Here is a 15,320-nt window from a genome sequence, read left to right on the forward strand (position 1 = left end):
TGCAACCCGTCCCACGGCGATCGGGGAGCATCCCCGGTCCCGCACACCCCTCGACGAGCGTCTGACTCCCGATCGGCGTCCACGCCGCCGTGCCTCTCGGAGGCGGTGAGCGAAGCGACGCCTCCCTACTCCACGAACCGATACTTCCGCTCGCCCATCCGCCCCCAGCCGTCGAAGACGAACTCCGCGGTCGGCGATGTGAACTCCTCGACGTCGGCCTCGGTGTCGTGGTTGTGGACGTCGTGGATCTGCTCGTACTCCTCGAAGGAGAGGTCGTGTCGCCGCCTGATCTGCTCGTCGACGTTCATCCGGGCGATCTCCTCCTCCCAGCCCGGGACCACGGTCTCGGCGTGGACCTCCGCCTGCGCGCCGGAGCCGTAGGAGGCCACGAGCAGTCTCCGCTCGTCGAGGTCCCGACCGTTCTCGCGGGCGTGTTTCAGCCCGGCGGCGCGGGCGATGTGGACCGAGCCGGTGTACCAGTTGCCGACCTCCCGGGAGATCTCGAGCGTCGGCTCGATGGCGTTCGCGTACCAGTCCCGGTACCGCTCGGTCTCGGTCAGGGCGTCCGTGTACTCCCGGATCGCGTCGTTGAACGCGTCGTCGGTTTCGAAGTCCGCGCGGTCGGGCTGGTAGCCGATCTCCTCGGCCAGGGCCTCCTCGACGTCGGTCCCGCGGACGATGTGCCGGTAGCCAAGCGCCGCGGCCTTCCGGACCATCCCCGGGAACGGCGTGTGGAACGGGATCATCTCGTAGTCGTCGGGGTGGATGTCGCCGGCGACGGAGGCGAAGTCGTCCAGCGCCTCCCGCATCCGGGCGAGGTACACCTTCACCGAGCGCTTGCCGTCGACGGAGGGGAACTGCTGATTGGGCTTGAGGAAGTCCGTCTCGTCGGCGCTGCCGTACCCCTGCTCGGCCGACAGCTCGACGAGGTTCGGGTCCTCGTCGACGAGCATCGCGACCGCGCCCGCGCCCTGGGTCGCCTCGCCGGGGTCGTCGCGGGCGTACAGCGCCGTGTCGGTGGCGACGACCAGCGCCGCCCGCCCGCGGTTCCGCCCCGCGCGGATCCAGTTGTACGCGTCGTCGAGGCTCTGGGTCCCCGAGATGCAGGCGAACTTCCGCTCGCCCTTGTTGGCGTGGTGGAAGTCGCCGTCGTAGACCTGCTCCAGGCAGCCGGCGATGTACGTCGAGACCGGCTTGGAGTTGTCGAAGGCGCTCTCGGTCGCCACGTCGATGCGGCCGATGTCGTCCGGTTCCAGCCCCTTCCGCTCCATCAGCCGGTGGGCCGCGTTGGCACCCATCGTCACGATGTCCTCGTAGACGTCCGGGAACGACGAGGCGTGCAGCCCCAGCCCCTTCGTGTACTTCCCCGGGTCGTCGCCCTGTGCGGGCGCGAACGTCTCGGCGAGGTCGAGCTTGAGCTTCCCCGTCCAGATCTCCATTCCGTCGATACCCACTGCTGTCATACCCGGAGGGTCGGTGGGGGTGGTTAAGTTACTGTCGACTGGTGTTTCGACGTTTGTCGTATCGTAGTAGACCTCTCAGAGCTACCCCTGAACCGTCGTCTCGTTCGTGGCGTCGGTCAGGCCGGTGCTGTCCTCGACCTGGACGACGACGAAGTAGGGGTCGTCGCCCTGTCCGTTGCCCTGGTTCGTGTCGCTGAGTTGGATCGTCGTCTGCCCACCGGAGTAGCTGTTCGTTTCGGACCCGACCGTATAGCCCTGACCACTGCTGTCGTACACGGTCACCGTGTAGCTCGCGAGGTCGCCGTCCGGATCAGATCCGGTGAAAGTGACGCTGATGGTGTGGGTCCGGTCGTTGTTCCCCGTGTTCGCGTCGTGCGTAGCGGAACTGATACTGACGGTCGGACTGCTCGGCGCGGTCGTCGTGAGACTGGCGCTATCGGAGTTGCCGTTGGCGTCGTTGGCCGTGGCGGTGACGGTGTAGCTCTCGCCCTCCTGGACCGTCCCGCTGATGGTGACCGCCGGGGTGCCGGCGGGCTGGTACTGGGCCGGGCCGATACCGGTCACGGTCCTGGAGGCGACGACGGTTCCGCTGCTGTCGGTGACGACGTACTCGATGCTGTCGAGGTCGTCGTCGTTGTCGGCGTCCTGGACCTGGACCTGGTCGATCGTGAACTCGTCGGCCGCCGGGTCCGCCGAGAAGCCCTGGAAGTTCGAGAACTGGATCGCGCCCGGGTCGTTGGCCTGCGTGAAGGTCGTGCTCGTGGTCCCGGCGTCACCGCGGGTGATCCCGATCTCGTACGGTTCGTTCGTCATCAGATCGGTGTTCGCGTTGACTACGATCTCGATGGACGTTCCGGCCGCGTATCCGCCCGCGGGGGCCTCGATCAGGACCCACGCCTGACCGCCGTTCTTGTTGAAGTTCGTGTTGCTCGTCGAGACGTTTACGGAGTTCAGCCCCTGGTACGACACGTCTCCCGTCGCCTCGGCCGGGGACAGGCCGAGGTTGATACGCTCGCCACCGGCGAGCGAGTCCTCCAGTGTGAACGTGAACGTCTGTTGCTGTCCCGTCGTGTCGGCGACGAGGTCCGACGCCTCGAAGTTCGAGATCTCGGCCCCGCCGGCGTTCCGAGCCACGTCGAAGGAGGTAGTGGACGTGTTCCCGGTGTCACCACGAGTCACCGTCACGTCGTACTGGCCGCTCCCACCGGTCCTGAGCGGCTGTATCCCGACCCTGACGGTCTGTCCGTCCGCGATGTCCGTGCTTGGTGTGATGCTGAAGAACCCGGTGTCCCCGTTCGTGTTCGAGTTCGTGTTCGACAGCGAGACGTTGGCGTCGATCGCGTTGAGGTTGCTGTAGTCGACCTGGAGCGGGCTCTGCTGCTGTGGATCGTCGAGGTTGAACTCGATCGCCGTTCCGGCCGGGATTCGACCGTCGGCGGTGAACGTGAAGATCTGTCGCTGCTGCCCGACCTCGGGGAGCTGCGCGGTGGCTGTCGTACTCGTGAAGTCCCCGCCGCCGCCACCACCGCCACCGACGCCGCTCCCGACGGTGACGGTTTGCGTGGCCGTCGCCGACGCACCGCGAGCGTCCGTGACCCGCAGGGTGACGGTGTAGGTTCCGTCGGTCGAGTACACGTGGGACGCGTCCTTGCCGGTCGCCTCGTAGGTCCCGTCACTGGTCCAGTCCCACTCGTAGGACGCGATGTCGGCGTCGTCGGGGTCGTCCGAGCGGTTCGCGTCGAAAGTGATGGAGTCACCGGCCGACGGACTGTCCGGCGAGTACCGGAACGCCGGCACCGGGGCCTGGTTCAGGCTCCCCGGGACCGTGCCCTCACTCGCGCCGACCACGTCGACACTGTCGATGTACCACGGGTCGTCACCGGTCGTCTGGCCCTGCCGGAACCGGATCTTGAACCCGTCCGAGGTGGCGTTGGGCACTCCCTCGATCGTCACTCGGCGGTAGTGATCCTCGGGCTCCGCGTCGTTGGAGTCCCGGGCGGTCACGTTGTCGACCTCGACCCACTTCGAGTCCGCCTCGCTGTAGTAGTCCAGTTTCAGGTTCTCCTCGGCCTCGGGCTCGGCCGCTCCCCCCTCCGGCTCCCGTGCGACATACGTGACCGTCACCGACTCGTAGGCCGTCGTGTCGAGCGAGTAGTTGAGCTCGATCGCCCGGTTGGACTCCGACGCGTCCCCCTTGATGACCGCCACGCGGCTCCCCGAGGGCGCTGGGTTTGTCGGCCCGTCGATCACGCTCGCGTCCCCGTCGCCGGCGGTCGTGTTGTAGACCCAGCCGTTGGCCACCAGCGCGTCCTCGGGGTCCTCGAAGCTCTCGTTGAGCAGGCGGTCGAACGTCACCTCCGTCCTGTCGCTCGACCCGCCGCTCGCCGCGTACACCTTCGAGCGACCGTCGGACTGCCAGGTCAGTCCCGTCTCGTTGTAGCCGGAGGCGTTGGTCTCACCGTCGCTGGGCGTCGGTCTGACGACCGTGCTGTCGCCCACGCCGTAGTCGATGTCCGTGAACGCGATCGCGCTCCCGCTCTCGGTGACACGCGCGAGGAACGGGGGACTTCGAAGCCCCACCTCCTCGTCGAGGGGTGTACTGGCGATCCTGAAGCGGAGTTCCTCGTTCGCGATTCGAGTTCCGAACGGTGGCCGCTGCCAGTCGACGGTGTACGCACCGCCGCCCCCGCCGCCACCCGTGGCCTGCACGTCGACGGTCATCGTGACGTTCTGAACGGTCCCGGGAGCCAGTGCGGGGTCCTCCGCCGCCGCCGCACCGGCGTAACTGACGTTGATCTGTTTCGCTCCGGTCGCCGAGGACGGTGCCGTGTACGTGAACCGGACGCGGCCGTCGCCGTCCGGCACCTTGCCGGCGGTCCCGTTGTCGTTCGTGTCGCCCGCGAGGCTCCCGGCGTCGACGTGTGCGTAGACCCGGGTGTCGGAGACGTTGGCCGGCGGATTGTTGTACCGGTCGCGGACCTCCAGGACGAGTTCCGTCGTCTCCCCCTGCGAGACCGGTGTGCCGTTGCCCTCGACGTCGGTCAGGTAGGCGGTGTTCTCGTCGGTCACCTGCGTCCCGACCCCGACCTTCGTCATCCGGAGGCGGTAGGTCTGGTCGGCCGAGAGGTTCACCTGCACGCCGTAGAAGGGATCGGGAGCCGCGCCGTCGTCGGTCTTGACGCCGGTCACGTTCGGTTCCGTGGCCTCGAGGAAGTCCCAGTACGACTCCGGCCGGGACGACGCGAACGCCAGCGTCAGCGGTGCGCTGTCGCTTTCGCTCTCTATCGTCACCGTCTGTGTCGAGGTGCTGACCGGCCGAACGTCGACGGACGTCGTGCCGCTGGAACTGCGTGAGAGCGAGCCGTTGAGCGTTATCAGCGTGATCTCGTTGCCGTCGATGAACGTCTGGTTCGCCAGCGTGATGTCGCCGCTCCTGAACTCGCTGTAGAGAACCGTCTGCTCGTACACCGTTCGCGGGGCGTTGGTGTAGAGGTTGTAGGAGGGCTGGTAGGCGAGACCGCCCGTCGAGTAGTTCCGTGTCTCGTTCCAGTAGTCCCCCGTCTCGCCCGCCGCCGTCGCGTTCCGAACGCTGACGTTGACCGCGGTGTTCGTCGACCCGACCGTCCGTAACGACCCGGATGGCGGCCCGGGGTTGACCGCGAGCGCTCGGTTCGGGTACTGGGTCCCGAGACTGACGGAGACGGAGCGGGCGCTCGACTCGCCGGTCGACGACACCACGACGTTGCGCAGCTCCTGCATCTGGGACTGTACCCGCTGGCTGTGGTCGAACTCGACGGCGCGGTTCTGGTCGGGGACGACGAACGCCTGGTAGGAGGAGAAGGCGACGATGAGGATACCGAACAGCAGGACGGCACCGATCTGCACCGACTGCGCTCGGTCGTCACCCACCAGATCCATGCAGCCTTGTTGCGTACTGGTAGATAAAAACCTGTCCGCCGGCTCACGCTGCCGAACCGGTGGCTACTCGCGGCGCGCGACGCCTCAGCTCTCGTCCTCTTCCTCGACGACCTCGGGGTCGCTCATCGCCGTCTGGAGGCTGTCCAGCCCGTTGACCCACTCGGAGACCAGCCCGTACTCCAGGTCCTCGGCCACGTCCATCGGCAGTTCGTCGCCGTCGATGACGCGGGTGCCGGCCTGGACGCAGTAGCCGAGCGCCGCGTCGAGGTCCTCCTCGGCCTCGGCGTCGGCGGCGGCACCGATGTAGTCGGCGACGGTCGCCTCGTCGGCGACGCCCTCGGCGACGTACTCCTCGGCGGCGTAGAAGACACAGACCAGCGAGGTCTGGACGCCGTCGACGAGCATCATCGTCTCCTCGTCCTCGATGTCGAGGTCCGCGAGGACGATCTCCTGGACGCCGGCCAGCTCGTCCAGCGTCGTCTCCTCGTCGAGGTCGCCGTCCTCGTAGTCGGTGAGGATCTTCGCGACGGCGATGGCGGCGTCGTCCTGCAGGTTCAACAGCAGGCGCGCCGAGTCCTCGTCCTCGGGGTCGACCCCCTCCTCGTCGATGCGGTCGAGCCAGTTCTGCCAGCGTTCCTCGGTGTAGTACTCCCCCGGCGGAGTGCTCATATCTCTCCGTTCGTGCGGCCGGGGATATAAGCTTCGACCCGGGAGCGCGACCCCGCCCACAGAGCCACGAATCGACCGATAACAGCCCGTTAAGTCGATCTCAGCCGACACTGACAGCCGGGTGTACCCGGGTTTTATCAACCGCGGCGAGGTATGTGAGCGTATGTCACAGCGCCGCTCGACACGCCCCGCGACGGCCGCGGCCGACGCCGGCCGCCTCGGGCGGCGACTGCAGTCCGTCGGCGTCGCGCTCGCCGGGACGGCGGCACCGCTGGTCTGCTGGACGCTCATCGCGCTGCTCGCCGGGGTCGGCGGCGTCGACGCCGCGCTCGCGGTCGTCGCCGGGGCCACGGGCGGGCCGCTCGTCGGGCCGGTCACCGTGGCGCGGCTGTTCTCCGTCGGACTGACCGGCCTCGCGGCCGGGCTGTGGTGTCTCGGTGCCGGCCTGCTGCTCGAGGGGCTGTCCGGTTAGTCCTCGGCCTCGGCGGCCCCGACCTCGACGGCCTCAGAGAGGTCGCTCCCGCCGCGGGTCTTGAGCGTCCGCTGCGGGAACGGGATCGAGACGCCCTCCTCGTCGAAGGTGGCCTTGACCGACTGGACCACCGCCGAGATGGCCCGCCACTTCCGGGGCGGCGTCGGGTGGTCGATCCAGAAGCGGAGTTCGAGCACGACCGCGGAGTCGCCGAAGGACTTCGGGACGACCTGGGGCGGCGGCGAGTCGACGAGCTCGCTCAGGTCGGTCATCGCCTCGCGGGCCAGGTCGGCCGCCCGCTCGACGTCGGTGTCGTAGTCGACGCCGACGTCGAGCGTCAGCCGCAGGAGCCCCTTCTGGCTGCGGTTCGTGATGGCGCGGTCGCTGACCTGGTCGTTCGGGATGACGACGAACTCACCGTCGAAGTTCTCCAGACGGGTGTTGAAGATGGTGATGTTCGTGACGATCCCCTCCTGGTCGCCGATCTCGACCCAGTCGCCGATGGTGAACGGCCGGGAGAACATCAGCACGAACCCGGCGATGAGCGAGCCGAGCGTCCGCCGGGCGGCGAACCCGACGACGATGCCGAGGAACCCGGCCCCGACGAGCAGGCCGCCGACGTTCTGGTCCCAGAACGTGAGGATGCTCGCGCCCGCGGTGACGAAGATCGTCACCTGTCCGAGGCGGAGGATGATCTCCTCCTGGTGTTCGGTGAAGTCCTCCAGGGCCTCGCTGAGCCTGTCGACGAACCGACTGAGCTGGTCCGAGAGGACGAACGCGAGCGCGACGACCAGCAGCGACTGGAGCGTCGACAGCAGCCAGGGGTTGCTCCCCGCCGCGAACGGCCGCACGAGGGCGACCACGTCGACGAGTCCCCAGACGACGAGGAACGAGACCACGACCAGGGCCAGGACCGCCGCCTGGACCGTCCGCAAGAGGATGCCCTGGAAGGACGTCGGCGTCAGCGTCTTGAGCCGGTCGAGCCAGACGGCGGTGCGGCCCGACTCCAGCCACGCCACGCCGGCCGCACGGAACCGGGAGAGGACGACGGGGACGACGACGACCCCGAGGACGAGGAGGCCGAGCAACAGCAGTGTCGCGACGGCTCGGCCCTGTGTCGTCGCGAGGCCCTCGAGGAACCGCTGGAGCCCAGCGACGAGCTCGACGACCGCGTCGCTCGTCTCGCTTCCCGTCGGTGTGTCCGTCGCCTGCACGTCGGACACTCGCTGCCGGGAGAACTTGTGTCTGTCTCTCTGTGGCGACGACGGGGCCGCGCTGGCGGTTCGGGGGCGTCAGACGCCCCGACCCTGGAGTTTCTCTTCCTCGGGGAGGTCGGCGTTCGCGTCGCCGGACATCCCCTTGCCGACGTCGGATGCGATCTCCTTCAGCGTCTCGGGGTCGTCCCAGTTGTTGACCGCCTCGACGATGGCGGTGCCCATCGCCTCGGGGTCCTCCGCGCCGAAGATGCCCGAGCCGACGAAGATGCCGTCACAGCCGTGGTGCATCATCAGCGCGGCGTCGGCCGGCGTCGCGATGCCGCCGGCGGCGAAGTTGACCACCGGGAGCCGTCCCATATCGGCCGTCTCGTGGACGAGCTCGGCGGGAGCCTCGTGCTCGCGAGCCCACTTCTCGCGTTCCTCGTGGCTCATCCCTTCGAGTTTGCGGATCGACCCCTTGATGTTGCGCTGGTGGTGGACCGCCTGGTTCACGTCGCCGGTGCCGGCCTCGCCCTTGGTGCGGATCATCGCCGCGCCCTCGTCGATGCGGCGCAGCGCCTCCTGGAGGTTCCGCGCCCCGCAGACGAACGGCGCGGTGAACTCGCGCTTGTCGATGTGGTAGCGGTCGTCGGCCGGCGTGAGCACCTCGCTCTCGTCGACCATGTCCGCGCCGGCGGCCTCCAGGATCTGGGCCTCCTTCGTGTGGCCGATGCGGGCCTTGCCCATCACCGGGATCGAGACCTCGTCGATGATCGCCTCGAGCGAGGCGGGGTCGGCCATCCGGGCGACGCCGCCGCGCTTGCGGATGTCCGCCGGCACCGCCTCGAGGTTCATCACGGCCACCGCGCCCACGTCCTCGGCGATGCGGGCCTGCTGGCGGTTCACGACGTCCATGATGACGCCGCCCTTCTGCATCTTCGCGAAGCCGCGCTTGACGAGATCAGTGCCGCGGCGGAGCTCCTCCAGATCGGTCGATTCGGGCATACGCCACGGTTAGAACTGGACTCACTTAACGCGTGTCCTTGGCGATACCGAGCGGAACGGCCCCTGAACCGTTCGAATCCTCGGATTCCGCCAGCGGTTCGTGTCACCGCGCTGTCGGAGAACATATACCGGGTTCGCCCGTACCTACTCCGGATGGGTTCGGAGTGGCCACCCGCGACCGACCAGGGGCGGGTGCGAGTGTTGCACGTCGACGACGACGAGGGGTTCCTGGAGGTGGCGGTGTCGATGCTGGAACGGGAGTGTGGGGACGTCGACGTCGTTCCGCTGACCGACCCGACGGCGGCGCTCGACCGACTGGCGGCCGAGCCGTTCGACTGTGTCGTCTCCGACTACGAGATGACGCCGATCGACGGGCTCGAACTGCTGCGGGCGGTCCGGAGCGACCACCCCGACCTCCCGTTCGTGCTCTTCACCGGCAAGGGGAGCGAGGCGGTGGCGAGCGAGGCCATCTCCGCCGGCGTCACCGACTACGTCCAGAAGAGCGGCGACACGGAGACGTTCGAGGTGCTCTGTAACCGCATCGAGAACGCCGTCGGCCACGCCCGAACCGAGCGGCGACTGGCCCGAGAGAGCAGCCTGCTGGACTCCATCTTCGAGCAGATCCCACACCACCTCTACGTCAAAGACAGGGAGGGTCGCCACGTCCGGGTGAGCCACGCCCACGTCGACGACCCGGCGGCCGCCGTCGGCAAGACCGATCGGGAGATCTACCCGGAGTCACACGCAAGCGACACCTACGCCGACGATATGCAGGTCGTCGAGGACGGCGACCCGATCATCCACAAGGAGGAACAGACCATCGAGGAGGTCGGGGAGACGTACAGCTTCGATCACCTCGACGACAACTACGAGCAGGACGTCGTCACCGACAAACAGCGCTACAACGAGTGGGCGCTGACCTCGAAGGTGCCCTGGCGCGACGAGGACGGCGAGATCGTCGGGCTCATCGGGATCACGTTCGACATCAGCGACCGCAAGCACTACGAGCAGTCGCTGGAACGGCACACCGAGCGCCTCGAACAGTTCCTCGCCGAGATGGCCCACGACATCCGCTCGGCGCTCCAGGTCGCGGACGGCAACGTCGAACTGCTCCGGGCGGCGGCCGACGGCGACGACGAGCGACTCGACGCCGTCGAACGGAGTCACGAGCGCATCGAGTCTCTCGCCGACGAGCTGGGGAGCTTCGCCAGGTACGGCGAACTCGACCCGGACCCGGAACCGATCGACCTCTCGGCGGCCGTCGCGGACGCCTGGGCGAGCCACACGACGACCGAAGCGACGCTGTCGGCCGGCGACCTCCCGACCGTCGAGGCGGACCCGACGGAACTGACGCGCCTGCTCGACAACCTCTTCGACAACGCCGTCGATCACGCGGGGCCGGGGACGACCGTGACGGTCGGGCCGCTGCCCGACGACGGGGGGTTCTACGTCGCCGACGACGGCCCGGGCATCCCCGAGGCCGACCGCGAGACGGTGTTCGAGACGGGCTACACCACCGGCGACGACGGGACCGGGCTCGGGCTGGCCATCGTCGAGACGATCGCCGACCGGCAGGGCTGGTCAGTCGCGGTCGACGAGAGCGAGGCCGGCGGGGCTCGGTTCGAGATCCGGTTCTGAACCGCCGGCACGCGACCACTACCGTTTTCCCCGGGCCAATCCACCACCCGGTATGGCAACCGAGGAGGGAGTGGGCGGGCGCATCGAGGCCATCGTCGCGCGGCGGTTCGACGGCCCCGTACCCGAAGACCCCGGCCTCCCGTGGTACGTCGCGCCGCTGCCGACGTGGCTGGAGAACGTCGCGCTCCGGCTGGCCTGGCCGATCGCCGTGATCAATCTGCTCGGGACGCTCTTTGGCTTCTGGTACTACGCCGGCCGGCCGCTGGACCTCGCGCCGCCGCTCGTCGAGGGACAGCTCGGCGCGGCTCCGCCGCTCGCGTACCCGCTCATCCCCGACTCGCCGGTCGCGACGCTGTTCATCGGGCTCTCCTTCGCGGCGTGGCGGCTCGACTGGGACGTCCAGTGGCTCCACGCGCTGGCCTTCTTCGGCTGTATCAAGCTCGGCCTGTGGACGCCGTACGTCCAGCTCGTCGTCAACGGGGTCGGGAACCTCCCCCTGTGGCTCTACTGGTTCCTGATCCTCTCGCACCTCGCGATGGCCGTCGAAGCGTTCGTCATCCACCGATACGCCGCCTTCTCGATCCCGGCGGTCGCCGTCGCGACGGGCTGGTACCTGTTCAACGACGTGGTCGACTACTTCGTCCCGGTGCTGGACGGACCCCACCACACGTTCCTCCGGGCCGAACCGCTCGTCGGCGCTTACCAGTTCGACCACACGGTGCCGGCGCACGACCTCGCGGCGGCGTGGGCCGTCGTGCTGACCGTCCTCGCCGTGTTTCTCGCGCTGGCGACGCGAGTGGAACGGTTGCGGACCACCTGACAGTGGGAGCCGCTGGCCGACACCCAACTCTGTTAGGTGGTACGAGTTTGTCACAGCGGGACGACGCGGACAGTAATGCAGCGAGAGTTGGGTCCCGCGCTCCCCCACGTCGCGTCCGCGACGGCGAGTGGCGGCCTCGCGGCGTGGTACGCGGTGCACTGGGGGGTCGGGGCGGCGACCGACCTCGTCTGGATCGCGCTCCCGACGGTGCTCTCGGTGGTCATCCTCGCCGCCGGGGAGCGCTTCCGGCGGTTAGAACCGACGCGTCGCCAGGTCCTCGCGACGGCGGCGCTCCTGGGCGGCGGGGGCGTCTACGGCGGAGGGTTCGTCGCCGTCATCCAGTTCCTCCAGTCACTCGGGGGCGGGACGCTCGTCCGACCGGCGTACATGACCGCGATGGCCGCCGTCGGCGGGGTCGCGATGGCGACGGCCATCGCCCACTACTACGTCGGCTACACCCAACGCATCCGCGACATCCGGGCGGAGTCGGCCCGCTCACGCCGGCTCCAGAAACAGGCGAGCGTGCTCAACCGGACCCTCCGGCACAACCTCCGGAACGAGCTCCAGGTCATCGACGGCTGGCTCGGGGCCGCGTTCGGGCAGGAAGACGTCGACCCCGACCGCGGCCGGCGCGTGATCCGCGACCACCTCGACGAACTCAGCGACGCGAGCGAACGCGCCCGGCGCATCGAGCGCGTCCTGGGGACCGACGAGCAGGTGTCCGTCGACGTGACCGCGGCCGTCGAGGACGCGGCTGCGACGGTCGGGAGGCCAGTCACCGTGTCGACCGAGACGCCCGCGACCGCACCGGCCCGAGTCCACCCGGAGATCAGGGCGGCGATCGGTGAGGTGTTCGAGAACGCCGTCGAACACAACGACCGCGTGGACCTGACCGTCAGCGCGACCGTGCGGCGCGCTCCGGACGGCGACCGCTGGCTGGTCGACGTGACGGACGACGGCGGCGGCATCCCCAGCGTCGAACTCGACGCGCTCGAGGAGGCGACGGAGGGACCGCTCAAGCACGGTCGCGGCCTCGGCCTCTACCTCATCCAGACCGTCGTCGATCAGTCCGGCGGCAGCCTGTCCGTCTCCTCGGAGGGGGCCGGTGGGACGACGGTCTCGATGGCGCTCCCCGTCGACCACGCCACGGCCGGGGACGGGCTCGCGAGTCGACGCCCGGAGCGGGTCGCCGCGGGGGACGGGAGTGAGACGACCCGCTCCGGCGTGGCGCACCTCGACTGACCGGTGTCCCGGACGGCGACCGAGCGGCGGGACTCGGCGAGTTCGGGCTCCGAAAGCGTCTATCGCACGACGACGACCGCGCTGTCGGTCTCGGTCATCTCGCCGTCGCCGGAGTAGGTGCGTGACTCCTCGACGGTGAACATCTCGTCGGCGAGTTCGAACTCGCCGGCGACGACCAGCGTGTCGCCGTCGATCTCGTAGTCGCCGGCCTCGATGGCGGCGTCGATGTCGCCCACGTCGCTGCCGAACTCGGGGCCGACCAGCGAGTAGTCGAGGTCGATGCCGCTGACCTCGGTCGTGATGTCGGGAGCCTCGTCGAACGTCTCCAGCCGGTCGACGTGCATCGCCTCGGCGACGGCGTCCGCGAAGCCCTCGACGTGGCCGTACACCTCGACGTGGTCGAGGTCGGCGTTCAGCGGCAGGCCGTGCTCGGTCTTGTACCGGCGCAGCGCGGAGACGACCTCCATCGCCGTCTCGCCCGCTTCGAGGTCGGCCTCGTAGCCGCCCGGGGTCGGCCAGTCCGTCGTGTGGACCGACGAATCGGCGGCGTACACTCTGTCGTACAGCTCCTCGGTGACGTGTGGGAGGAAGGGGGCGAACAGCTTGAGGAACGTCTCGTGGGCCGTGACGAGCGTGTACTCCGCGGAGGGGTCCCCGGTGTCGTCGAGTCGCTGTTTCGCGATCTCGAGGTAGTCGTCACAGAAGGTGTTCCAGAAGAACGACCGGAGTTCGTTGCGGGCCTTCGAGAACGAGTAGTCCTCGAACTTCGCGGTGACGGAGTCGATCGTCTCGTCGAGTTCGGCCAGCAGCCAGCGGTCGACGGCCGCCAGCTCCTCCTCGGGAACCGCGCCGACGGCGTCGGGCCGGGGCGTGAGCTGGTCGACCAGCCGCGAGGCGTTCCAGAGCTTCTGGAGCAGGCGCTCGCCCGCTTCGAGGTCGCCCTCCTTGTACGGGAAGTCGTCGCCGATGGAGGTGCCGGCGGCCCAGTAGCGGGCGGCGTCGACCGGGAAGTTCTCCAGCACCTCGCTGGGCGGGATGACGTTGCCCTTGGACTTGGACATCGCCTCGCGGTTCTCGTCTAACACCATCCCGTTGATCATCACGCTGTCGAAGGGGACCTCGCCGGTGTGCTCGTAGCACTTGACGACGGTGTGGAACAGCCAGAAGGAGATGATGTCGTGGCCCTGGGGCCGGAGGTCGAACGGGTACAGCTCCGGCAGCTCCATCGTGAACTCGCCGTCGGCGACCGAGAGGTGACCCTCGGCGTCGTCGTCGGCCGCCCAGTCCCAGCCGGCGTTGACCAGCGGCGTCAGCGAGGAGGTCGCCCACGTGTCGAAGACGTCCTCCTCGGGCGTGAGCGCGCTGTGACCGCAGTCGGGGCAGGCGTCGACCGGCGGGTCGTCCGAGAGCGGGTCGACGGGCAGCTGGTCGGGACTGGCGAGGATCGGCTCGCCGCAGTCGTCGCAGTACCAGACCGGGATCGGGATGCCGGAGTCGCGCTGGCGGGAGATACACCAGTCCCACTCCAGGCCCTCGATCCAGTGCTGGTAGCGGCTGAACATCTTCTCGGGGTACCACTCCATCTGCCGGCCGGCCTGGAGGTACTCCTCCCTCTTGTCGAGCATCTCGACGTACCACTGCTCGGTGACGAGGTACTCGACCTCGACGCCGCAGCGCTCGTGGACCTGGACGGTGTGGTCGTGGTCCCGCGATTCGAGCAGGTAGCCCGCCTCGTCGAGGTCCTCGATGATGGCCTCGCGGGCCTCCGTGGTGTGCATCCCCTCGTACTCGCCGGCGAGCTCGGTCATCGTCGCCGACTCGTCGATGGCCAGCCGGAGGTCCAGGTCGTGGGCCTGGTACCACTCGATGTCGTTCTGGTCGCCGAAGGTACAGCACATGACGACGCCGCTGCCGGTCTCCATATCGACGCGCTCGTCGGCGATGATGGGGACCTCCTGGCCGAACAGCGGGACCCGCGCGGTGCCGCCGACCAGGTGCTGGTTCGCGTCGTCGTCGGGGTGGACGAACACGGAGACACAGGCCGGCAGCAGTTCGGGCCGGGTCGTCGAGATGGTGAACGTCTCGTCGTCGGCGGCCTCGCCGTCGCCGCGCTCGACGAGGTCGAAGGCGATGTCGTTGAACTTGGTGTGTTTGTCCTCGTCTTCCTGTTCGACCTGGGAGATGGCCGTCTCGCAGTCCGGACACCAGATGGTCGGGGCGCGCTGGCGGTACTCGCGGCCCTGCTCGTAGAGGTCGAGGAAGGAGAGCTGGGAGATCCGCTGGACCTCCGGCGCGATGGTCTTGTAGGTGTTGTCCCAGTCGACCGAGATCGCCAGCGACTGGACGTCCTCGGTGAACTCCGCCTCGTACTCCGTGCAGACCTCTCGGCACTTCTCCTGGAACGCCCGGCGCTCGAAGTCCTGGTGGCGGATGCCCAGTTCGCGCTCGGTCAGCCGCTCGGAGGCGATGCCGTTGTCGTCGTAGCCGAACGGGAAGTAGACGGTGTCGTCGGCCATCCGGTGGTAGCGGGCGACGAAGTCCTGGAGCGTGAACTGGTAGAGGTGGCCCATGTGGAGGTTCCCCGACACCGTCGGCGGCGGCGTGTCGATGGTGAAGCGGGTGTCGGCGTCCTCGTCGTAGGCGTAGGTGCCCTCGTTCACCCAGTGGTCCTGCCACTTGGGTTCGATCTCGCGGGGGTCGTACTCCCCGTCAAGGGCGGACTGGTCGGCTGACGATTCCTCGGTCGGTGGGTCCTGTGTGTCACTCATATCTGCTGTCGGGGGCGGTCGGTCGGAGACGGTTCGGGCGTCGTGCGGGTGTGGTTAGCGGGGGCTGGACGCCCCTACTACGGGTACGAGAACGGGCCGGGCTGCCGCGCGACGCGCCATTACCAGTAT

General features: G+C 68.5%; 10 protein-coding genes. 4 read left to right on the forward strand and 6 right to left on the reverse strand.

Annotation, left to right across the window (positions count from 1 at the left end):
• Window positions 1-125 precede the first annotated feature (125 nt).
• From hmgB to P0592_RS01940, 3 genes are all read right to left on the reverse strand, one after another.
• A complete protein-coding gene (hmgB, locus tag P0592_RS01930; RefSeq protein ID WP_276272578.1) occupies window positions 126-1,463 on the reverse strand; it encodes a hydroxymethylglutaryl-CoA synthase in 1,338 nt (445 codons plus the stop codon).
• An 81-nt stretch (window positions 1,464-1,544) separates the two neighbouring features.
• On the reverse strand, window positions 1,545-5,381 hold the full coding sequence (locus P0592_RS01935; RefSeq protein WP_276272579.1) for a PKD domain-containing protein: 3,837 nt from the start codon (window positions 5,379-5,381) through the stop codon (window positions 1,545-1,547).
• Between the two features lie 84 nt (window positions 5,382-5,465).
• Window positions 5,466-6,050, reverse strand: a complete 585-nt coding sequence (locus tag P0592_RS01940) for a DUF2150 family protein (protein WP_276272580.1) — start codon at window positions 6,048-6,050, stop codon at window positions 5,466-5,468.
• Window positions 6,051-6,213: 163 nt separating this feature from the next.
• On the opposite strand from P0592_RS01940, the gene P0592_RS01945 reads away from it, so the two are divergent.
• Window positions 6,214-6,522: a hypothetical protein gene (locus P0592_RS01945; RefSeq protein ID WP_276272581.1), complete on the forward strand. Its 309-nt coding sequence runs from the start codon at window positions 6,214-6,216 to the stop codon at window positions 6,520-6,522.
• Here P0592_RS01945 and P0592_RS01950 read toward each other — a convergent pair.
• Complete coding sequence (locus tag P0592_RS01950) at window positions 6,519-7,736, reverse strand: mechanosensitive ion channel family protein (RefSeq protein WP_276272582.1); 1,218 nt, start codon at window positions 7,734-7,736, stop codon at window positions 6,519-6,521. The two genes, P0592_RS01945 and P0592_RS01950, sit on opposite strands and share 4 nt — an antisense overlap.
• Before the next feature lie 78 nt (window positions 7,737-7,814).
• On the reverse strand, window positions 7,815-8,723 hold the full coding sequence (pdxS, locus tag P0592_RS01955) for a pyridoxal 5'-phosphate synthase lyase subunit PdxS (RefSeq protein ID WP_276272583.1): 909 nt from the start codon (window positions 8,721-8,723) through the stop codon (window positions 7,815-7,817).
• A 153-nt stretch (window positions 8,724-8,876) separates the two neighbouring features.
• On the opposite strand from pdxS, the gene P0592_RS01960 reads away from it, so the two are divergent.
• The 3 genes from P0592_RS01960 to P0592_RS01970 all read left to right on the forward strand — a co-directional run bounded on the left by P0592_RS01960 (window position 8,877) and on the right by P0592_RS01970 (window position 12,423).
• Window positions 8,877-10,361 carry an ATP-binding response regulator gene (locus P0592_RS01960; protein ID WP_276272584.1) on the forward strand — a complete coding sequence of 495 codons (1,485 nt, stop codon included), beginning with the start codon at window positions 8,877-8,879 and terminating at the stop codon, window positions 10,359-10,361.
• A gap of 52 nt (window positions 10,362-10,413) precedes the next feature.
• Complete coding sequence (locus P0592_RS01965; protein WP_276272585.1) at window positions 10,414-11,181, forward strand: DUF1405 domain-containing protein; 768 nt, start codon at window positions 10,414-10,416, stop codon at window positions 11,179-11,181.
• Between the two features lie 75 nt (window positions 11,182-11,256).
• Entirely contained in the window at window positions 11,257-12,423 is a 1,167-nt protein-coding gene (locus P0592_RS01970) for a sensor histidine kinase (protein WP_276272586.1), read from the forward strand.
• Between the two features lie 59 nt (window positions 12,424-12,482).
• Here P0592_RS01970 and P0592_RS01975 read toward each other — a convergent pair whose 3' ends face one another.
• Window positions 12,483-15,191 (reverse strand): valine--tRNA ligase, encoded by a 2,709-nt coding sequence (locus tag P0592_RS01975; RefSeq protein WP_276272587.1) that lies wholly within the window; start codon window positions 15,189-15,191, stop codon window positions 12,483-12,485.
• Window positions 15,192-15,320 lie beyond the last annotated feature (129 nt).

The organism is Haloarcula litorea (assembly GCF_029338195.1).
GTDB classification, from domain to species: Archaea; Halobacteriota; Halobacteria; order Halobacteriales; family Haloarculaceae; genus Haloarcula; species Haloarcula litorea.

Bases quoted from the DNA above. Each gene is read 5' to 3' on its own strand.
- hmgB (WP_276272578.1), bottom strand. From the start codon at position 1,463: ATGACAGCAGTGGGTATCGACGGAATGGAGATCTGGACGGGGAAGCTC.
- P0592_RS01935 (WP_276272579.1), bottom strand. From the start codon at position 5,381: ATGGATCTGGTGGGTGACGACCGAGCGCAGTCGGTGCAGATCGGTGCC.
- P0592_RS01940 (WP_276272580.1), bottom strand. From the start codon at position 6,050: ATGAGCACTCCGCCGGGGGAGTACTACACCGAGGAACGCTGGCAGAAC.
- P0592_RS01945 (WP_276272581.1), top strand. From the start codon at position 6,214: ATGTCACAGCGCCGCTCGACACGCCCCGCGACGGCCGCGGCCGACGCC.
- pdxS (WP_276272583.1), bottom strand. From the start codon at position 8,723: ATGCCCGAATCGACCGATCTGGAGGAGCTCCGCCGCGGCACTGATCTC.
- P0592_RS01960 (WP_276272584.1), top strand. From the start codon at position 8,877: ATGGGTTCGGAGTGGCCACCCGCGACCGACCAGGGGCGGGTGCGAGTG.
- P0592_RS01965 (WP_276272585.1), top strand. From the start codon at position 10,414: ATGGCAACCGAGGAGGGAGTGGGCGGGCGCATCGAGGCCATCGTCGCG.
- P0592_RS01970 (WP_276272586.1), top strand. From the start codon at position 11,257: ATGCAGCGAGAGTTGGGTCCCGCGCTCCCCCACGTCGCGTCCGCGACG.
- P0592_RS01975 (WP_276272587.1), bottom strand. From the start codon at position 15,191: ATGAGTGACACACAGGACCCACCGACCGAGGAATCGTCAGCCGACCAG.